Annotated in this window: 19 protein-coding genes; 6 read left to right on the plus strand and 13 right to left on the minus strand. The window is 65.7% G+C overall.

Going from position 1 to position 19,939, the window contains the following annotated elements; genetic code table 11:
- Positions 1-96: 96 nt before the first annotated feature.
- The 3 genes from FJ956_RS24485 to FJ956_RS24500 form a co-directional block, all read right to left on the minus strand.
- Entirely contained in the window at positions 97-1,980 is a 1,884-nt protein-coding gene (locus FJ956_RS24485) for an ABC transporter ATP-binding protein/permease (protein ID WP_140684591.1), read from the minus strand.
- Positions 1,980-2,315, minus strand: coding sequence for a metalloregulator ArsR/SmtB family transcription factor (locus tag FJ956_RS24490; protein ID WP_140684592.1), 336 nt, complete (start codon positions 2,313-2,315; stop codon positions 1,980-1,982). The genes FJ956_RS24485 and FJ956_RS24490 overlap by 1 nt, the downstream gene beginning before the upstream one ends.
- A 261-nt stretch (positions 2,316-2,576) precedes the next feature.
- On the minus strand, positions 2,577-4,214 hold the full coding sequence (locus tag FJ956_RS24500; protein WP_140684593.1) for a LysM peptidoglycan-binding domain-containing protein: 1,638 nt from the start codon (positions 4,212-4,214) through the stop codon (positions 2,577-2,579).
- A 120-nt stretch (positions 4,215-4,334) separates the two neighbouring features.
- Between FJ956_RS24500 and FJ956_RS24505 the strand changes: the two genes are divergently transcribed.
- On the plus strand, positions 4,335-4,946 hold the full coding sequence (locus FJ956_RS24505; RefSeq protein ID WP_140684594.1) for a TIGR00730 family Rossman fold protein: 612 nt from the start codon (positions 4,335-4,337) through the stop codon (positions 4,944-4,946).
- Between the two features lie 69 nt (positions 4,947-5,015).
- On the opposite strand, the gene FJ956_RS24510 is transcribed toward FJ956_RS24505, so the two are convergent.
- A complete protein-coding gene (locus FJ956_RS24510) occupies positions 5,016-5,912 on the minus strand; it encodes a LysR family transcriptional regulator (protein WP_140684595.1) in 897 nt (298 codons plus the stop codon).
- A 113-nt stretch (positions 5,913-6,025) separates the two neighbouring features.
- On the opposite strand from FJ956_RS24510, the gene FJ956_RS24515 reads away from it, so the two are divergent.
- Entirely contained in the window at positions 6,026-6,316 is a 291-nt protein-coding gene (locus FJ956_RS24515) for a muconolactone Delta-isomerase family protein (RefSeq protein WP_140684596.1), read from the plus strand.
- A gap of 41 nt (positions 6,317-6,357) precedes the next feature.
- On the opposite strand, the gene FJ956_RS24520 is transcribed toward FJ956_RS24515, so the two are convergent.
- Positions 6,358-6,732 carry a hypothetical protein gene (locus FJ956_RS24520; RefSeq protein WP_140684597.1) on the minus strand — a complete coding sequence of 125 codons (375 nt, stop codon included), beginning with the start codon at positions 6,730-6,732 and terminating at the stop codon, positions 6,358-6,360.
- A 158-nt stretch (positions 6,733-6,890) separates the two neighbouring features.
- On the opposite strand from FJ956_RS24520, the gene FJ956_RS24525 reads away from it, so the two are divergent.
- Positions 6,891-7,661 (plus strand): pyrroline-5-carboxylate reductase, encoded by a 771-nt coding sequence (locus FJ956_RS24525; protein WP_140684598.1) that lies wholly within the window; start codon positions 6,891-6,893, stop codon positions 7,659-7,661.
- Positions 7,662-7,858: 197 nt separating this feature from the next.
- Positions 7,859-8,899, plus strand: a complete 1,041-nt coding sequence (locus FJ956_RS24530; RefSeq protein WP_140684599.1) for a 2OG-Fe(II) oxygenase family protein — start codon at positions 7,859-7,861, stop codon at positions 8,897-8,899.
- A 53-nt stretch (positions 8,900-8,952) separates the two neighbouring features.
- Here FJ956_RS24530 and FJ956_RS24535 read toward each other — a convergent pair whose 3' ends face one another.
- Positions 8,953-9,609, minus strand: a complete 657-nt coding sequence (locus FJ956_RS24535) for a FadR/GntR family transcriptional regulator (protein ID WP_348641119.1) — start codon at positions 9,607-9,609, stop codon at positions 8,953-8,955.
- Positions 9,610-9,924: 315 nt separating this feature from the next.
- Between FJ956_RS24535 and FJ956_RS24540 the strand changes: the two genes are divergently transcribed.
- Positions 9,925-10,707 (plus strand): glucose 1-dehydrogenase, encoded by a 783-nt coding sequence (locus FJ956_RS24540; RefSeq protein WP_140684601.1) that lies wholly within the window; start codon positions 9,925-9,927, stop codon positions 10,705-10,707.
- A 122-nt stretch (positions 10,708-10,829) separates the two neighbouring features.
- On the opposite strand, the gene FJ956_RS24545 is transcribed toward FJ956_RS24540, so the two are convergent.
- From FJ956_RS24545 to FJ956_RS24560, 4 genes are all read right to left on the minus strand, one after another.
- Positions 10,830-11,588 (minus strand): glutamine amidotransferase, encoded by a 759-nt coding sequence (locus tag FJ956_RS24545; protein ID WP_140684602.1) that lies wholly within the window; start codon positions 11,586-11,588, stop codon positions 10,830-10,832.
- Between the two features lie 67 nt (positions 11,589-11,655).
- Positions 11,656-12,657, minus strand: a complete 1,002-nt coding sequence (locus FJ956_RS24550; protein WP_140684603.1) for a rhamnose ABC transporter substrate-binding protein — start codon at positions 12,655-12,657, stop codon at positions 11,656-11,658.
- A gap of 49 nt (positions 12,658-12,706) precedes the next feature.
- Positions 12,707-13,696, minus strand: a complete 990-nt coding sequence (locus FJ956_RS24555; protein ID WP_140684604.1) for an ABC transporter permease — start codon at positions 13,694-13,696, stop codon at positions 12,707-12,709.
- Positions 13,693-16,254, minus strand: coding sequence for an ATP-binding cassette domain-containing protein (locus FJ956_RS24560; RefSeq protein WP_140684605.1), 2,562 nt, complete (start codon positions 16,252-16,254; stop codon positions 13,693-13,695). Before FJ956_RS24560 ends, FJ956_RS24555 begins: the two co-directional genes overlap by 4 nt.
- A 189-nt stretch (positions 16,255-16,443) precedes the next feature.
- On the opposite strand from FJ956_RS24560, the gene FJ956_RS24565 reads away from it, so the two are divergent.
- Entirely contained in the window at positions 16,444-17,694 is a 1,251-nt protein-coding gene (locus FJ956_RS24565) for an ROK family transcriptional regulator (RefSeq protein ID WP_140684606.1), read from the plus strand.
- A 25-nt stretch (positions 17,695-17,719) separates the two neighbouring features.
- On the opposite strand, the gene FJ956_RS24570 is transcribed toward FJ956_RS24565, so the two are convergent.
- From FJ956_RS24570 to FJ956_RS24580, 3 genes are all read right to left on the minus strand, one after another.
- Entirely contained in the window at positions 17,720-18,220 is a 501-nt protein-coding gene (locus FJ956_RS24570) for a DoxX family protein (RefSeq protein WP_140684607.1), read from the minus strand.
- 241 nt (positions 18,221-18,461) lie between these two features.
- Positions 18,462-18,923 carry a tetratricopeptide repeat protein gene (locus FJ956_RS24575; protein ID WP_140684608.1) on the minus strand — a complete coding sequence of 154 codons (462 nt, stop codon included), beginning with the start codon at positions 18,921-18,923 and terminating at the stop codon, positions 18,462-18,464.
- A gap of 37 nt (positions 18,924-18,960) precedes the next feature.
- Positions 18,961-19,932 (minus strand): MBL fold metallo-hydrolase, encoded by a 972-nt coding sequence (locus FJ956_RS24580; protein ID WP_140684609.1) that lies wholly within the window; start codon positions 19,930-19,932, stop codon positions 18,961-18,963.
- Positions 19,933-19,939: the final 7 nt, after the last annotated feature.

Below are 19,939 nucleotides of genomic sequence, written 5' to 3' on the forward strand. Positions count from 1 at the left end.
CGATCGACCATCCGAATCATCCCCCTTCATTCCTGACCTACGGAATCACCAACCCGGTTCCGTGCAAAGCCCTCACAGGGGGAGAAGGAAGAGGCGCTAGCTTACCTCCGACGTCCTTCTTCTCACAATCACCCCAAGCTCGTCGCCCTCGCGCGCGATGCGCAGGCGCTCCTCGGCTTCGGTCGCTTCGCGCTGGCGGTCCCACATCGAAGCGTAGAGGCCGTGCTTGGCAAGCAGCGCCGCATGGGTGCCGCGCTCGGCGATCTGGCCGTCCTTCAGCACGATGATCTCGTCGGCCGAAATCACTGTCGACAGCCGGTGCGCGATGACGATGGTGGTGCGGCCCTTGCTGACCAGGTCGAGCGCGGCCTGGATCTCCTGCTCGGTCTGGGTGTCCAGCGCCGAAGTCGCCTCGTCCAGCATCAGGATCGGCGGCGCCTTCAGGATGGTGCGGGCGATCGCCACGCGCTGTTTCTCGCCGCCTGAGAGTTTCAGCCCGCGCTCACCGACCATCGAACGGTAGCCCTCGGGCAGCTTCTGGATGAACGGGCCGATCTGGGCGAGCTCGGCCGCCTTGCGCACCTCCTCCTCGCTGGCGCCGACGCGACCATAGCGGATGTTGTAGGCGATGGTGTCGTTGAAGAGCACGGTGTCCTGCGGGACCATGCCGAGCACCGCCCGCAGGCTCTCCTGCGTGACGTCGCGGATGTCCTGGCCGTCGATCAGCACCTTGCCTCCCTGCACGTCGTAGAAACGGAACAGCAGCCTGGAGATGGTCGACTTGCCGGCGCCGGACGGGCCGACGATCGCCACCGTCTTGCCGGCCGGCACGTCGAAGGAGACGCCCTTCAGGATCTTGCGGTTGGGATCATAGGAGAAATGCACGTCGCGGAACTCGACCTTGCCGGGCCCGACCTTCAAAGGCTTCGCGTCCGGCTTGTCGACGATCTCCTGGGGCACGTCGAGCAGGTCGAACATATGCTCGATGTCGGTCAACCCTTGCCTTATTTCGCGGTAGATGAAGCCGATGAAGTTGAGCGGCACCGAAAGCTGGATCAGCATGGCGTTGATGAAGACGAAATCGCCGACCGTCTGCCTGCCGGCCTGCACCTCCAGCGCCGACATGCACATGACGATGACGGTGCCCAGACCGAAGATGAGGCCCTGGCCGAAGTTCAGCCAGCCGAGCGAGGTCCAGGTTTTCGTCGCGGCGATCTCGTAGCGCGCCATCGAGCGGTCGAAACGCTCGGCCTCCATGGCCTCGTTGGTAAAATACTTGACCGTCTCGAAGTTGAGCAGCGAGTCGATCGCCTTGGTGTTGGCGTCGGTGTCGCTGTCGTTCATGTCGCGGCGGATCGAGATGCGCCAGTCGCTCGCCCTGACGGTGAACCAGACATAGAGGCTGACGGTGACGGCGACCACGGCGACGTATTTCCAGCCATAAGTGAAGGCAAATATGCCGGCCGTCAGCGCGAATTCGAGGATGGTCGGCGCCGTGTTCAGCATGATGAAGCGCACGATCGTCTCGATGCCCTTGGTGCCGCGCTCGATGATGCGCGACAGGCCGCCGGTGCGGCGCTCGAGATGGAAGCGCAGCGACAGCTGGTGCATGTGGACGAAGGTGCGGAAGGCGAGCTGGCGCACCGCATACTGGCCGACACGGGCAAACAGCGCGTCGCGCAGCTGGTTGAAGCCGAGCTGGATCAGGCGCAGCACGTTGTAGGCAATGACCAGCGCTACAGGCGCCAGCAGGAAGGTCGGAAGCGGCGGCGGCGTCTTCGAGGCGTGGGCCAGCGCGTCGGTCGCCCATTTGAAGAAATAGGGGCCGGCGACCAGTGTCAGCTTGGCGACGACCAGAAGCAGCGTCGCCCAGGTGACGCGGGCCCTGAGATCGGCGCGCTCGGCCGGCCACATATAGGGCCACAGGTTACGCAGCGTGGTGAGGGTGCCGGCTTCGGCGGATACGGTCTTTTCGGCCACTAGTCTTGCCTTTTGGGTGAGAAGCTGGGGCAGCAGGAATCAACGAGCTGGGTGAGCGAAGCGGAGACGCCGGCGAGCGCGGCGTGGTCCACGGCATAGCGCGAGCGCTGCCGGTCGGCCTCGAAGCGGACCAGCCCCGCCTCGACCAGCACTTTCAAGTGCTGCGAGACGGTCGACTGGGCGAGGTCGAGATGGTCGACCACCTCGCGGCACGAGCAGCAGTGGCTGGCCGAGAGGCGCTTCAGGATCTCGATGCGTGCCGGATGCGACAGCGCCGCCAGGCGGAGCGCCATGGCGTGGCTGTCGCTGCAGCGGGCTTCGGGGGATTCGGACATCGTTCATCGGCGATAGACGATGGACGGTGAGAGGGCAAGCTAGGCGGATGGGTAGAGAGCTAATCTCCCCCCTCGTGGGGGAGATGCCCGGCAGGCCAGAGGGGGGCGCGAAGGAACGCGACCACTCAAAATAAGGTGGTACATCGCTGGCGTCGGCGATTTGCGGGAAGCAGCAAGACTGACAAGTCGGCGGGACAGCGCCCCCCTCTGCCCTGCCGGGCATCTCCCCCACTAGGGGGGAGATTGGCTATTCGCCAACCTCTACTCCGTCTTCGTCGGCGCAGTCGTCGCCTGCTCGCCCATGGCCTTCATGTCGGCATCCTCGCCTTCCTTCGACCTGGAAGGCACCTTGAACACCTGGCCCGGCCAGATATGGTCGGGATCGCGGATCTGGTCCTGGTTGGCGAGATAGATGGTGGAATAGCGCACGCCATGGCCGTAGACGCGGCGCGAGATGCGCCAGAGCGTGTCGTTGCGGCGGATGATGACGGCGCCGTCGGCATGTTCGAGCTTCGGCGCGACCGTCTCGGGCACGTCGGTCGAAGGCGCCGCCTCCGCGACCTTGGCGGGGGCCTCGGCGGCCGGTGCCGGCGTGGTGCTGGGAGCGGTCGCTTCGGCCGTTGCCGTTGCTGTCGTCGCGGCTGGCTTGGTTTCGGCGGTCGCGGGCGCCTCGGCGGCCGTTGCCGGCTTGGCTTCCGCGGCCTGAGACCCGGCGCCCTGGACCTGTGCAAGCTTGGTCTCGGCCGGCTTGGCCTCGCCGGTCTTTGTTTCGGTCGGGGCGACGGCGGCGATCGACTCGCCGGGCTCGCGCTCGAACGGCACGGCGGCGCGCGCGACGACCTTGACGCCGTCATCGTCCAGGCCATCGACATGGATGGTGTAGTTGCCGACCGGAATGTCGCGTGTCGCCTCGATCAGGAAATGGCCGTCGGGCGCGGTTTTTGCATCGCCGAGCAGGATGGCGTCGGCATAGGCGCGCACCTTGCGGCCGGGATCGGCGGTGCCGGCGACGAAGATCTTGCTGCCGTCGATCTCGACCGCTTCGACGGCGATCTTGGGTTCCGAAGCAGCAGCCGCGGCCGGCGCGTCCGCCGGAGCAGACGCTTGGTCGGTGGCGGCGGGCGCGGCCGCGGCCGGCGCCGTGCTGGACGCGGCCGGCGCAGTCGTAGCCGGAGCTTGGGCCGCGGGTGCGGCGGCCTGGTCGGTCGCGCCCGGCTTGGTCTCGGCCTCAGGAACGGTGATCAGCTGCGAGGCCTTGCCCGGCTCCTCGACCATGGCCAGCACCTGGCCGGTCGGGCTCTGCGGCACCGAGACGACGGCGGTCTGGGCCGAGGCGACGGTCGTGCCGCCAACCGTCTGGCGCAGAGTGATCGTATAGTCGCCGGGCTTCAGCGGATCGTCGAGCACGATGGCGAAGGCCCCGTCGGGACCGGAATCGGTCGAGCCGAGCACGGTGCCGCCATTCAGGATCTCGACCTTGGCGTTGGGCGCGGCGCTGCCGGCGACGACGATCGAGCCATTGCCCTCGACGCGCACGACATCGAAGGTCGGCAGTGTCGGACCGGCCGCGGCGGCGGGCGCCTGGGCGGCCGGGGCGGTAGCATTGTTGGCCGATGCCATTGTATTGGCCGGCGCCATCTTATTGGCGGGCGCCATGGTATTGGCTGGCGCCATCGTGTTCGCCGGAGCCTTTGTGTTTGAAGGAGCCTGGGGCACGCGCGCCTCTGTGCTCGTGCTCGAGGATTCAGCCGGTTTCGCGTCGGTCTGCGGCAGCGCTGCGATCTGCGCCGGCTTCTGGTTCAGATACGGATCGAGCGCGCCCGATACATAGGCGGTCCCGGCCACGGCTACCGAGCCGCCTGCCGCGAACAGAAACGCCTTCAATGGATTGACAGCCATAACTCTTTATTGCCCCCTTAGCCACCTAACGCCCGGTCTAGCGTGTTTTCTCCATGCTCACAAGAAAAAGCCCGCCCGCGGGCTTGACCGCGCCAACCGTCCCCATCACCAATCATCGCCATGAACACGATTCGATCCGTCTGCGTCTATTGCGGCTCGTCTCCGGGCCGCGACGAGGCCTATATCAAGGCCGGCCACACGCTCGGCCGCTCGCTTGCCAAGTCCGGGTTGCGCCTGATCTATGGCGGCGGCACCAAGGGCATCATGGGCGCCGTCGCCGATGGCGCGCTCAAGGCCGGCGGCAAGGTCACCGGCATCATCCCGCGCTTCCTGATCAACAAGGAAGCGACCGAGACCGCGCTCGACAAGCTCGACGAACTCTTGATCACCGACAACATGCACGAGCGCAAGCACAGCATGTTCGAGAAATCCGACGCCTTTGTGGCACTGCCCGGTGGCATAGGCACGGTGGAGGAGATCGTCGAGATCATGACCTGGGCGCAACTCGGCCATCATCGCAAGCCGATCGTCTTCGCCAACATAAAGGGTTTCTGGGACCCGATGCTGGCGCTGATCGAGCACATGTCGGCCGAAGGCTTCATCCACACCGCGCAGCGGGTGAAACCGCTGGTCGTTGACGACCCGGAGGCGATCGTCGCCGCCATCATGGTGGCCGGATCGTCGGTCGACGCGCCGACGGAGGGTGTGCGGTCGTTGATCGACAAAATGTAGATCTAGGGGAGTAAGGGAATAAGGAAGTATGTTTAGGATGCCGCAAACGGCACCCCGGAACCTACTCCCCTACTCCCCTACTCCCCTACTTACCGCCTCCCTCAAATCCCCAATCGCCGCCCTCCGATCATTCCGCCGCCACGCTAGGTGGATCTCAACGCTGCGCTTGAACCAGAGCAGGTCCCGGAAAACGATGCCGGGCGGCGCGGTCGAGCGCAGGCTTTTCTGTACCGTCGCCAGGCCCAGTCCAGCGCTGACCAGGCCGAGCGAGGTCAAGGGATCGGCCGTCTCATAGGCGATATCGGGCATGAAGCCGGATTCGGCACAGGCTGCCAGGAACTGCGCGCGGTTGGTGTCGCCGGGCTGGCGCACGACAGTGATCCAGACGCGGCCGTCGAGCTGGCTAGGTTGGATGTCGGCGACATCGGCGAGCGGATCACGCTGCGGCATTGCGAGCACCAGCGGCTCGCGCCGCACCAGCATGCTTTCAAGGTCGGGGTCGCCTTCCGGCGCCGGCGAATAGACGAAGCCGAGGTCGAGCGCGCGCTGCCGCAGATCCTCGAGCTGCGCCGCTGTCCGCCGGCTGCGCAATTGCAGGTGGAAATCCGGCCGCGCGCGGCGGAAATCCTTCAACATCGCGGCGACCAGTCCGGAATGCACGGCGCCCTCGACATAGCCGATGGCGAGGCTGCCGGCGGCGCCACTGGCGAGGTTGCGGCCGAGTTCTTCCAGCCGCGCCGCATTGGCAAGCAAGGCGCGGGCCTCGGCAAGGAAGGCCTTGCCTTCGGCGTTGAGATGGACCCGCTGCTTCGCCCGCTCGAACAAGGCGACACCGAGTTGCTCCTCGAGCTGGATGATCTGCCGGCTCAAGGGTGACTGGGAAATGTGCAATTGCGTGGCGGCGCGGCCGACATTGCCGGCCTCGGCGACAGCGACGAAATATCTGATCTGGCGCAGGTCGAGCATCTTCGCCTCCATGCTCAGTCTGAAATGGTCTCAACCATAGCCTAATCAGTCTTGGACAGTCTAATCAGATGACGCGATACCTCCGGCATCAACCAGCCACAAAGGAGACCGCCATGCAGTTCTTTGCCCTTCTCGCTCGCAACACCCAGAAGTTCGGCGACGCCGATTTCGCGCCGCTGCTGCCGCCTGAATCCGAGCAGCGCAAGACGCTCTACGCGCAAGGCGCAGTGCGCCAGATCTGGAACCGCGGCGACATTCCCGGCACTGGCATAATGTTCGAGGCGGCGGACGAGAAGGAAGTGCGCGGCCACCTTGCCACGCTGCCGCTGATCGAGGCCGGGATGATGGACATCGCGGCGATCGTCCCGCTCAACCCCTATCCGGGCTTTGGACCGAAGCGGTGAAGCAGGACTTTATCCACGAGGTGGCCGCACATGCGGCGCCTTCACGGCCAAGCGTCCTGCATCGCATTCAGCGACAGCCACGCCATCGCGGGCAGCGCAAGGAGCAGCGCCAGCCGCATCCCCGCGGATCGCGCCTGATCGGGTTCCTGACGCTGAAGCCGGCGCCAGATCTGGAATGCCGCGGCGAGAATGAGCAGCGCATAAAAGCCGGCGAGCACCCACAGGGCCGTCTGACCGGATATGGCTATGCCGTTATTATCGAGCACCTTGCCGATCAGCATGACCGGCCCGGCGACGAGGAAGGCAATGGCAATGCCGAACAGGAAACCGATCATGGCGCCCAGGAACGATGTCGCCGACAGTGCCACGAGCACCGCCATCAGGATGAGCAGAGTGATGAACGCGCGCTGGCTCATGGCCACACTCCCGATCGAACGCAGCGGAATGTATCAGTCGGGCCTTAATTGCGCGTAACAGTTGGAATCCTTGCCAGCGCGGTCGGGCCGGGCCTACCCTTGCCGGCAACGGAACCGTCGCTATTGTCGGCGGCAATCCGAAACAGGGCGAAACTTCCATGAGACTTGGCTTTGTCGGCACGGGCGCGTTGAGCTCGGCCATCGTCACCGGGCTGAAATCGCTGCCGGGCGAGACGACGCCGGTGGTGGTCTCGCCGCGCAACGAGGCGATCGCCGCGGAGCTTGCCCAGCGCTTTCCGGATGTGCGCATCGCCGCCGACAACCAAGCCGTGCTCGACCAGTGCGACACCGTCATGCTCACGGTGCGGCCGCAGATCGCGCGCGAGGTGCTTCAAGAGCTGCGGTTCCGGCCGGACCACCATGTCGTCAGCCTGATCGCGACGATATCGCGCGAGGAGATAGCCGGCCTCGTGGCGCCGGCGACGCATGTCGGCAAGGCCCTGCCGATGCCTATGATCGCCCGCTTGCAGGGCGCGACGATCATCTGTCCGCCGGACCCGATCATGGCGGCGTTCTTCGGCAGACTGGGCGGTGTGATCGAGGTCGAAGACCAGAGCGAGTTCGACGCTCTCAGCGTCGTCACCGCGACCTATGCCAGCTATTTCAAATATCTCGACACGATCCACGCCTGGGTGCGCAGCCAGGGTGTTTCGGGCGACAAGGCACGCGACTACATCACCAGCATCTTCAAGGCGCTGGCCAATGCGCCGGATACGGCGCCGGACGAAGATTTCATGCATCTTGCGCAGGACTATGTGACGCGCGGCGGCATCAACGAGCAGGTGCTGCGCGAGCTGACCGAGCGCGGCACATTCGAGGCCTTCGCGGAAAGCCTGGAGCGGGTGCATCGGCGCATTGTGGGGAAGTAGCCGGAGGGCCCAAGCAGCGATTGCCCATCACCCCGCCGGCGCCGTCCGCGGCGACGGCCTCGGCGCGCTGAGCCGGTCGCGGAGCCCGACCGCTCACACCTTTTCTGTATTGCGCCAACTCTGCCGTGGCTTGTCATCGCGCGTGCGCTTCTTCACGATTGCGGCACGCCGGTTCGAAGCATCGCAAGGATCATGAGATGAGTGACGACACCACCGGGGGCATCCCCGCCATCGACATCGCGCCGCTGTTCGGTCCGCCGTCGCCTGCCCGCGACGAGGCAGACCGCCAGATCTTCACTGCTGCCTCCGGCATCGGCTTCATGACCGCGCGCGGCTTTCCGGGCGCGGAGCTTCTGACGCGCGAGCGGCGCGGCGAGCTGTTGAAGATCTTCGAGCTGCCGGATGCGGAAAAGCGAAAGCTGCTGCGCTGGAATTTCGACCCGTCGAAATCGAACTACTATCGCGGCTGGTTCCCGCTGCAGCCGACCGCGGTGTCCTACAAGGAAGGCATCGACATGGGGCCGGACATCGCCCATGCCGATGCCGGGTTCGCCGCCGATGATCCTCTCCTGGAGCGCACGCCACTTCCCGCCGAGGCCGATGTTCCAGGATGGAAGGCGGCGGCAGCGCATTACTACCGCTCGATGGAGAAGGTCGGCGCGGCGCTGATGGCCTCGATCGCGCGCAGCCTCAGGCTCGAGGACGACATTTTCGACGGCCATTTCCAGGGCGGCATCTCGACACTCAGGCTGATCCGCTATCCGCTGCGCAGCGAGGACGGCGCGGTCGACCTGTCGAAGCCTGAATATTCGGTCATGCATAAGGGCGAGCGTCGGCTGGTCATCGGCCGCGAGCACGCCGATTCCGGCTTCGTCACGCTGCTGGCGCAGGACGGCGTCGAAGGCCTGCAGGCCAAGGACCATGCCGGCGAGTGGATCGACGTGCCGCCCGCCGACGGCACTCTGGCGGTGAATTTCGGCCAGTTGCTGGAGCGCTGGACGGGCGGCGTGGTGCAGGCGACGCGCCACCGGGTGATCGCGCCGAAGACGGCGCGCTATTCCATCCCCTTCTTCTACGAGCCGCGCGTCGACGCCGAGATCGCACCGCTGCCGATCACAGGCGCCAGCGACTTCGCCCCATTCCTCTATGGCGATTATCTGTGGGAGTCGGCGACCAACTTCGTCGAGATGGCCGGCGTCAAGACTTTGCGAAAGCCAAGGCGGCCCGCGGCCGCCTGAACGCGCCAATGCTTGCCGAGAGCGCGGGGGATGACGATGACGCCATCGCCGGTTCAGTTGGCACCGGTGAGCTCGACGGCGGTGCGCACGCGGGCGAGCACCTCGCTCAGCATGTCGTGCATAGCCTTGCGCGCTCTGGCGGCGTCGCCGGCCTCGATCGCCTTCAGCACCTTGCCATGCGCGTCGAGGTCGCCCACTGGGTGGCCGAACAGCGCGTTGGTGGTCGGCACGCTGTATTGCAGAGCGGTATGAATCAGCGCCGAGAGCGGCAGGAAGAAGCGGTTGCCGGTGGCGGCAAGCACCGCCTCGTGAAAGGCGGCGTCCGACAAGACCGGATCGCCCTGGCCGGACGATGCCGCGCGCATCGCTTCGAAGGCCTCGCGAATGGCAGCGATCTCGTGCGCGTTGTTGCGGCTCGCGGCAAGGGCCGCGGCCTCGCATTCGAAGCCCAACCGCACTTCCAGAAGCTCGATGATGAAGTGGCGCGGGGTGGCGCTGGCGCGCAACCAGCCCAGCACCGAAGGGTCCAAGAAATTCCAGTCCTTCAGCGGGCGGATGCGCGAGCCGCGCCGTGGGCGGGTGAGCAACAGGCCCTTGGCCGACAGGATCTTCACCGCTTCGCGCGCGGCACTGCGGCTGGCGCCGAAGCGGGCGCATATCTCTTCCTCGCCAAGCAAAGTCGCGCCGGGCGGAAACAGCCCGCCGAGAATCTAGCGGCCGAGCCTATTGGTTATGTCATCCGTCACCGATGAGGTCTGGTTGCCTGCCATTTGTCCCGGCCCGTTGGAGTCTGCCGCTGAGTGTTACACGTGCGGGATCGATACCGCACCGACTAATTACCAATGCGGCACAGCCCGCTTGTTAGTCCGATTTATCAGATGAATCGGTTGAGTGGAGCCGGGCTTTGCTGCTAGCTGTGGGAGGAAGAATTCCGGCGCCCCTGCTCAGCAACACTTTGCCGCTGGCCAAGGCCCGCAAGGCTTTCAACCTGGCCAGCGACAAATCGCAATCGAAAAAGGTGCAAATTGCGCTCGACTGATTATCTCGGCCGTCTCTTCGGCCTCGAAGGCAGGCATGCCTTCATCACCGGCGCCAGCCGCGGGCTGGGCCTCGCCTTCGCCGAGGCGTTGGCCGGCGCGGGCGCACGCGTCACCATAGGCGGCCGCAAGGCCGACGAGTTGAAGGCCGCCGGCGACCGTTTGCGCGCCGAGGGCTACGTGGTGGCTGAGGCGGTGATCGACGTGACCGACACGCAGTCGGTCGACGCGACAATCGCGGCTTCGGAGGCCGGCACCGGCCCGATCGACATCCTGGTCAACAATGCCGGCATCCAGCGCCGGGCGCCGCTCGAGACCTTTTCCGATGCCGACTGGGACGCGCTGATGGCGACCAACCTCGACGGCGTCTTCAAGGTGAGCCGGGCGACGGTCAAAGGGATGATTGCGCGCCGCAAGGGCGTGATCATCAACGTGTCGTCGGTGCAGAGCGCGCTCGCCCGCCCCTCGATCGCGCCTTACGCGGCAAGCAAGGGGGCGATCACCATGCTGACCAAGTCGATGGCTGGCGAATGGGGCCAGCACGGCGTGCGCGTCAACGCCATCGCGCCGGGCTATTTCAAGACCGAGCTGAACGCAGCTTTGGTCGCCGACGAGAAATTCTCCAGCTGGCTCACCGGGCGCACGCCGATGCGGCGCTGGGGCGATGTAGAGGAACTGGCGGGCGCGGCGGTGTTCCTGGCGTCGGACGCAGCAAGCTTCGTGACGGGACAGACGCTGCTGGTGGATGGCGGGATCACGAGCGTGTTGTAGAGGCCGCCCTAACCCCGACACCCACGTCACATCCACGGGCATGCCGTACTCCAGCACAAGATCAAGGCGGTCAACTTGGCGAGGCCCGGAGGGAGTGCCGGGCGGCGGCACTGGTCAAAGGGTCAGGCGCCCGATATCCAGCGGATGATGTTGGCCATCAGCCGGCCGTAGAGCGGCCATGCCAGGAAATCCTGCGACAGCCAGTGCGGCCCGATGTCTGTCGTCCAGGCGGCGGTCCGGCCCTTGCCAAGCTCACGCACCGAAAGCAACGGCCAGTCCGCGCCGCGATAGTGGCAGGAGGCGAGTAGCCGGGAAGTGCCGTCGCGGCGGAAATCGGTCTTGTTCATGCCGAGGACCGGAGGCAGCGGCCCCTCGATGCCGGCAAGGATCGGATGCGACGCCTGAAGGATGGAGGGCTGCAGCCCCTGCGGCACTTCCAGCCCGTCGCTGAACGGCAGGCAGCGTACCGGCAGCACATCCTCCACCGGCGTGTCGTGGAAGCGCGCGGTGCCGAACATGCCCTGGAAGCCCATATAGCCGCCGGCCAGCATCAGGCCGCCGCCGCCCTCGACATAGGCTTTCAGCACATCGAGGCGGTTGACGCCGACGCGGCCGGCGCGGGCTTCGGGCGTCACCAGCAGGCTCAGCGCGCCGACATCGGAGATCACCACCGCGCCATAGGGAGCAAGCGCTGCGAGATCGTAAGGGAACTCGGCCGGGCAGCGTTCGCCGCCGATCTGGGTGACCGAGATGCCTTCGGCGGCCAGAGCGGCGTTGAAGGCGGCGGCGCCGTTGATATAGGCAGCGCTGGTCAGCACCTCGGTGCCGGATGCCACCGATGTCGTGGCCGAAAAGGTTTCGCCCGCAAGCAGGATCTTCATGGCCTAACCGTCCGGTCGCTCGGGAAAGAAGCGGCGGGCGCGCTGACGCCCGCCGGGTTCGAAAGAATCAGAACTTGAACTCGGCCAGGTTCTCCGGCGTCACGATCTTGGCCGGGCCGAGCACCAGCTCGCCGCCGGCGCCGATCGTGTATTCGCCCAGGCGGCCGGCCTTGAATTTTTCGCCTTCCTTGCCGGTGATCTTGCACTGCGCCAGGGCCTGTGCGGCCTGATAGGTCAAGTAGCCGAGATCGGAGACGTTCCACCAGATGTCCTGGGCGGAGCCGTCCTTGATGTATTTCGAGATCAACGTCGCCGGCGCCAGGCCCGTCAGCTTCACCTTGCCCATCAGGCCGGCTTCCTCGAGGGCGCGCGCGGCAGCAGGCAGGCCGATGCCGGCCGGCACGATGATCGCCTTCAGATCGGGGAATGCCTGGACCAGCGCCAGCGCCTGCTGCTGGTTGACCTGCTCGCTCTCTTCGCCATAGGCGACCTGCACCAGCTTCATCTTGGCGAATTTCGGCTCGGCCGCCATCTTCTTCTTCATGAAGTCGATCCAGGCGTTCTGGTTGGTGGCCGTCGGCGTCGACGACAGGATGGCGAAGTCGCCCTCGCCGCCCATCAGATTGTAGGCGCTTTCCAGCATCATCTCGGCAAGGCTGTCGCCCTTGGCCTGGTTGGCGAAGACCGCGCGGGCCTCGCCGGCGACGTCGGAGTCGTAGGACACGACCTTCACGCCCTGCTGCGCGGCGCGCTTCAGCGCCGGCGCGACGGCGTTGGCATCGTTGGCCGAGATGGCGATGACGCCGACCTTCTGCGTGACCAGGCTGTTGATGAAATCGATCTGCGCCTCGGCAGTCGCCTGCGAGGGCGCGACCTGGATCGCCTTGCCGCCGATCTCCTTGGCGGCCTCTTCCGCGCCCTGCTGGGCGACCTTGAAATAGGGATCGGTGTCGAGCTTGGGCAGGAAGCCGACGGTCACCGGCTCCTTGGCGCATTCGTCGGCGAAGGCCAGCGAAGCAGGCGCAAGCAGGACCGAGGTTGCAAGCAGGGCTAGTCGAAACGCTTTCATTGTACACTCCTCCGTTAAGAATTCGGGCTTGCAGGAAAGGGGCCCGAGATCACCCCTTGGTTTCGCGCAAGGCGCGCGATCTTGAGAGGCGCTCCTCCAGGGAGCGCCAGTAGTTGCCGATGAGCAGCGAGCCGATCAGAAGCAGGCCGATGATCATCCCTTGAGCGTCGCCGCCGATCTGGTTGAGGGCGAGCACGTTGCGGATGATGGCTATCAGCACCAGCGCCAGCATCACCCCGGTCAGGCGGCCCTTGCCGCCGAAGACGCTGACGCCGCCGAGCAGCACGATGGTGATGACGTCGAGCTCCATGCCGAGCGCGTTGTTGGCGCGCGCGTTGGAAAGGCGCGCGGTGTAGACGATGCCGGCGATCGCCGCGACGACGCCCGACACGACGAAGAGCGAAAGCACCATGCGGTGCGTGCCGATGCCGGAGTAGCGGGCGACTTCCGGACTGCCGCCGAGCGCGTAGAGCCGCTTGCCGGTCGCTGTCTTCTGCAGCACGACCGCGAAGGCCGGCGCCAGCGCCAGGAAGGGCACGATGGTCCAGGGGATCTGCGTGCCCGGCAGGTTGTCGATGCCGAAATCGACGATCTCAGGTGGCAGGATGTTGACCGAGCCGGTGCCGAGCAGGATGTAGCCGATGCCCCTATAGAGCGCCATGGTGCCCAGAGTCACCACCAGCGACTGCAGGCCGAGCGCGGAAACCAGAAAGCCGTTGAAGGCGCCAAGCAGCGCGCCAAAGAGCAGCGTCAGCGGGATCGCGGCGAATGTCGGCATGCCGGCCTGGACCATTAGGCCGAAGATCACCGAGGCCAGCGCCAGCACCGAGGCGATCGAGAGGTCGATCTCGCGGGCGATGATCAGCAGCGTCATCGGCAGGATCAGCAGCGCCTTTTCCGAAGCGCTGGCGGCAAGCTGCGAGAGGTTGAAGCCGGAGACGAAGTTCGGCACGAAAACCGCGGCGTAGAGGAAGACGGCCAGGCAGGCGGCTGCCAGCAGCAGGTCCCAGAAGTCGATCGAGCGGAGGAGCTTGGTCATCTCATCCTCGCCTGTCTTGCCTGCTCGGCGCGGCGCATGATGAAGGTGTCGATGCCGATGGCGACGAGGATCACCAGGCCGTAGACGCCCTGCAGCCACAGCGGATCGACCCGCACCAGCGTCAGCCCGTTCTTGATGACCAAGAGCGTCAGCGACCCGAGCACGATGCCGAGCAGCGTACCGGAGCCGCCGCGGATGGCGACGCCGCCGACCACGGCGGACGCAATGACCGTCAGCTCGAAACCGAGCGCGACGCGGGCGTCGATGGTGGCGTAGCGCGAGGCCCACAGCGCGCCGCACAAGCCGCCGAGCAGTCCCGCCAGTCCGAAGGCCATCAGGATGCGCCGGTCGACGGGAATGCCGATGAGCCGCGCGCCGTCGGGATTGGAGCCGGTGGCGAACAGCTCGCGGCCGATCGCCGTGCGGTAGAGCAGCACATAGCCGGCGCTGAGGATGAGGATCGCGATGGCGACGATCAGCGGCACGCCGGCAAGTTTCAGCCCGGTCATGTCGAGCCATCTCTGCGTCACCTCGTCGGCGCTGACCTGGTTGCCGGCGGCCCAGATCGAGTTGAAGCCGCGGAAGATCGACATCGAGGCAAGGGTGACGACGATCGCCGGGATTTTTCCCCGGGTGACGACGAGGCCGTTGATGAGCCCGCAGACGGTGCCGACGGCGCAGGCGGTCGCCAGGCCAATGGCGATATCGAGGCCGGGATAGGCCTGCACCATGCTGGCCGCCATATAGGCCGACAAGCCGATCACCGAAGCGATGGAGAGATCGATATTGCGGGTGATCAGCATCAGCATCTGGGCAAGGGCCGCTACCACCAGCAGCGCCGCGTCCATCGAGACCGCCGTCAGATTGGCGGCGCTGACCATGCGCGGATTGATGATGGTGACCGGAATGGCGACCGCCAGCATGGCGGCAAGCAGGCCGAATTCGCGGCGCTTGAGGAGATTTGCCGGACCCTTGCTTGCTTCTTCCAGAGCGGCTTGCGCGGCCTCGGTCACCGCACCGGGTTTCTCGAAGGCGCGGGTCGCGGCCTCGAGCACCTTTTCCTGCGTGGCTTCGCCGCTCGCGAACTCGGCCGTGCGATGGCCCTCGCGCAGCACGACGATGCGGTCGCACATGCCGATGAGCTCTGGCATTTCGGACGAGATCAGCAGGATCGCCATGCCCTGGGCGGCAAGGTCGGCGATCATGGCATGCACCTCGGCCTTCGTGCCGACGTCGATGCCTTGCGTCGGCTCGTCGAGGATCAAGACCCGCGGCTCGGTGCGCAGCCATTTGGCCAGCACCACCTTCTGCTGGTTGCCGCCGGAAAGCTCCTTCACCGGTTGACCGTAGCCGGCGAAGCGCAGCTTCATGCGCTTCAGCCAGTCGGCGACGAGGCCGATGGCGCGGTCGGTGCCGTAGAGGCCGAAGCGAGATGCCTTGTCGAGCACCGGCAGCACGGCGTTGTCGAGAACGCCGAAATCCATCACCAGGCTCTGGCCCATGCGGTCTTCCGAGACATAGGCGATGCGCGCGTCCATGGCGTCGCGCGCGGACGTGAAGCGCACCGGCTTGCCGTCGATGACGATCTCGCCGCCGTCAGGCTGGTCGATGCCGAACAGCACGCGCGCGATCTCGGTGCGGCCGCTGCCGACTAGGCCGCCTAAGCCCACCACTTCGCCGGCATGGAGCTTAAGGTCGATATCGGCGAAGGCGCCGGCACGCGACAGTCCGCTTGCCTCCAGCACCAGCGCACCGGGTTTTTCGCGGCGGTCCGGATAGAGATCGCTGACCTCGCGGCCGACCATCATGGAGATCGCAGCAGTGCGGCCGAGCTCGGCCTTCGGCTTGACGCCGACCAGGCGGCCGTCGCGCAGCACGGCGATGCGGTCGGCGATGCGGAAGATCTCGTCCATGCGATGACCCACGAACATCATCGCCACGCCATGCGACTTGAGATCGGCGACGACGGCGAAAAGCCGCTCGACCTCGCGCTGCGAGAGCGCGGCGGTCGGCTCGTCCATGATCAGCACGCGCGCATCGAGCGAAAGCGCGCGGGCGATCTCGACCAGTTGCTGCTCGGAGGTGCGCAGGGCGCCGAGCCGGGTGTCGGCCGGCACGGCAAGGCCGACGGTCCCCAGCACCTTCTTGGCGCCGGCAAGCATGGCGGCGTTGTCGATGCCGCCGAAGCCGCGCGGCATATGTCCGAGATAGATGTTCTCGGCCACCGACAGGTCGGGAAAGAGGCCCGGATGCTGGTGCATGACCGCGATGCCGGCGGCCTGAGCATCGTGCGGGGAACGGAAAGCGGCGGGCTTGCCATCGACCTCGACATGGCCGTCCGTCGGCGCATGCACGCCGGCAAGCAGCTTGACGCAGGTGCTCTTGCCGGCGCCGTTCTCGCCAAGCAGCGCGAGCACCTCGCCTGAACGCAATTCGAAGGAAACGTCATTCAGCGCGACGGTGCCGCCAAAGGCCTTGGTGGCGCCGACCAGCGCCACAGGAGCAATTGCCCCTGCCACCGTCGCTACGGCTTCGCCAAGCGCGCCTTGCTGCAGCACGTTTCCTCCCTGGGTCGTAGTTATTTTTTCAATTTGCTATATTAAATATGCGGAACCCGCAACCGAAAATTGACTTCCTGATGTGCAACGCGCAGTGTCGCGTCGCGCTCAGCCGTGATCCGGCGGCTTCACGGCCGCGATTGCAAATAGAGCCGGCCGCATCGGCGGCAAGACCTGGGAGATGGCGTTTTGTCCGGAAAAGGCAGCAATTCGGTCAAGGTTCGGCACTACAACGAACGTTTCGTGCTCGACGCCATCCGCCGCCTGAAGGAGGCGTCCAAGTCCGATCTGGCGCGTGCCGCCCACCTCACCCCTGCCGCCGTCGCCGATATCGTCGACGGGCTGGAGTCGGCCGGTTTCGTAAAGCAAGTGGGAAAAAGGTTCGGGCAGCGCGGATCGCCCTCCATCCTCTACCGACTGGCGCCGGAGCGCATCTACAGCGTCGGCATCAAGATCGGCCGGCGCGCACTGGAAGCGGTGCTTGTCGATTTCGCCGGCGAGGTGCGGGCGCGCGCGTCGCACGAATACCGCTATCCGGACCCGGATCCGGTGCGCAAGGCCGGCAACACCTCGCTCGCCAATTTCGAGGCGCTGGTCGATGGCCTCGACGATGCCTCGATCGTCGGCGTCGGCATCGCCTCCCCCTATTTCCTCGGCGGCTGGAGCGAGGAGCTGGGTTTTCCCGACGACCTTGGCGATCGCTGGGAAGCAATCGACCTCATGACCTTCTTCGCAACCCCGCCGAAGGCGCCGGTGTTCATCGAGAACGACGCCACCTCGGCGGCCTTGGCCGAGCTCGTGCAAGGCGCCGGCGCGCGCTTCCACGACTTCATGCATATCTCCATCGACACCTTCGTCGGCGGCGGCCTGGTGCAGAGCGGCAAGGTGCATACCGGCCCGCATGGCAACAGCGCCGCGCTCGGCCCGCTGCCGGTCTCGCCGTCAAGTCTCGATTCGGTCGCGGCGAAGCCAGCGCGCTACCAGAGCCTGCTGCACCGCGCCTCGATCTATGTGCTCGTCAATCACCTGAAATCGCGCGGCGTCGAGATCGTCCGGGTGCGCGAGCTCGATCCCATGCCGCCCGGCGCGCGCGAGCCGCTGTTCGAATGGATCGAGGACTGCGCCAGCGCGCTGGTCGAAGCGATCATCGCCATCACATCGGTCATCGACATCGAGGCGGTCGTGCTGGACTCGATCCTGCCGCGCTCGATCCATCTCGAGCTGCTGGCGAGGGTGCAGAACCAGTTCAACAGGGTCAGCGCCATCGGCATCGTCGCGCCGGAAATCGTGGCCGGAAAGTTCGGTCCCGAGGCCTCGCCGATCGGCGCGGCGATGCTGCCTTTCTCCGCATTGCTTGCGCCCGACAGCAGCGTGCTGATGATCGGCAAGGACCGGACGAAGCTGCTGGGCAGCCTCTCGGCGCTGGCCGGCCAAGGCTAAAGGGCCGGTACAGCAGTAGGTCGCGTCACACCGGCAGGCTGGTCGCGCCCGCCGACAGATGCGGTTCGCTCGGCGCCGTTTCGGCTTTCACCTTCGAGCTCACCTTGCCGTTCATCGTCGCGATCAGCACCCTGTCCACCGACAGCCTACCCGCGCCACTGAGCGCCAGGATGAACATGCCGCCGGCGATTGCCAGGTCCTTCTCGAAATGCAGCAATTCGTTCTGGCTGGCGAAGTTGGTGTGGAAGAGGCCGGCCGTCATCAGGCAAAACAGGCCGAGCCCGATCGCGCCCAGCCGCGCCAGGATGCCGAGCGCCACCGACAGGCCCGCGCCGAGCTGCAGCGCGATGGTGGCGACAAGCAGCGGCGTGCCGACGCCGAGCGCGGCCATCGCCTTCTCAGCGCCTTCGAAATGCGTCGCCAGCCCCAGGCCCTCATGCACGAAGATCAGCGACAGCAGCAGTCGGCCGGCAAGCAGGACCACGTCCCTGGCGTAAAGTTTTTCGGTAAGTTCGATCGGTGTCATGGTCGGCTCCAATCTTTGGAAATAGGCATCTTGGAAAATGGGCGGTCGCCCGCGTCCACGTGAAGGCGCGCCCGAGGTTGAAAGGTCGGAGCCGGCGCGAGGGAGAGGAACGCCGGCTCCGGTTTTCGGGCGCTACCGCCGTGGCGCCCAAAAAGTGGTATTGATCGAGCCAAGGTCTGGCCCCTCTCCGGCCGCTTCGCGGCCACCTCTCCCCGCTTTGCGGGGCGAGGAAATAGACGCCTTACTTCGTCACCTTCGTGTCGATGGCCTGCTTGAGGTCGGCAAGCTCCTCGCAGCCGGCCGGGCAGAGTTTTTGCAGCGAGGCGAGCTGCTCGTTGGCCTTGGCCATGTCGCCGGTCTCGACATAGAGTTCGCCCAGATATTCATGCGCGGCCTTGTGATCGGGCTTAAGCTCCAGCGCCTTGGTGTAGTAGGTGAGCGAGGTCTGGTAGTCGCCGGTCTTGCGCAGCGTGAAGCCGAGCAGATTGTAGACGTCGGCCTGCTGGTTGTCCTGCGCGAGGTCGCGCAGGTCGGCCAGCGCGCCCTTGTAATCCTTGGCCTCGATCTTGGCCTTCACGGCCGTCAGGTCCGGCGCGTCGGCGCCTTCGATGTCGTCCACGGCATAGGCCGGAACGGCGATGGCGATCGGGGCCGCGGTCAAGACCGCAATGGCGCCGAGCACCGCGAAAAGTGCGTGTTTCATTTGAGTTGTCGCTTTCTGTTCAGGATTCGATTTGAGATCAGATCTGGGTTGGGGTGAAGGCGTAGGCGTTGCCGTCCTTGACGAAGCTGCCTGTGCCGGGGAACGGGAAGTGCGAACCGCAGATGCGGACATTGTCGGCGATCACCTGGTCGATAATCCGGTGGCGCGTGGTGATCGCCATCGGCCCGTCCTGGTCATAAGCGCCCTGCCATTCGGGATGCGGGGCAAGCAGCGCCGGCACGTACATGGTGTCGGCCGAGACGAGGAACTGCTCGGAGCCGGCATCGACATGATGGACGGAATGGCCGGGCGTGTGGCCGGGCGCCGCCATGAGGCGGATGCCGGGCACCACTTCCGTGCCGTCGTCGACCAGCTTCCAGTTCTTCCATTTCGGAAAGTTCTCGGCGATGCGCTTGCCCGCCGGCTTGCGACCCTCGGGCAGCTTGGCGAGGCGGCTCGGATCCGTCCACCAATTGTATTCGGTGGCGTTGACGATCAGCTCGGCATTCGGGAACACCGGATTGTTGGTGCCTTTCTCCATCAGGCCCCAGACATGGTCGGGATGGAAATGGGAGATCAGAATGGTGTCGATCGCCTTGTAGTCGATGCCGGCGGCCTTCATGTTGGCCGGCAGATGCGTGGCGTTGGCCTGCCACTGGCCGACGCCGGAGCCGGCGTCCATCATGATGATGCGGCCGTTCATCTGAAGCACCACGACGGTGAGCGGGATCGGCATGAATTCGGTGGTCAGTCCGGCCTTGGCGAGTGCCGCCTTGGTGTCGTCGACCGACACGTCCTTGATGAAGGCCGGGTCGTGCGGCTTGCGCCAGATGCCATCATAGACGGCGGTGACCTCGAGCGAGCCGACCTTGTATTTGTAGAAGCCGACCAGCGGCTCGACCGGGGTTTCGGCGTAAGCCGCGGGCGCGAATTCCAGCTTGCCGGCAATGCCGAAGGCGGCCGCGGCGGCGGCGGAACCGAGCACCATGCGGCGTGTCATGTTGAACATCAGAAAT

The sequence above is a fragment of the Mesorhizobium sp. B2-4-3 genome (assembly GCF_006442815.1).
Classification (GTDB): domain Bacteria; phylum Pseudomonadota; class Alphaproteobacteria; order Rhizobiales; family Rhizobiaceae; genus Mesorhizobium.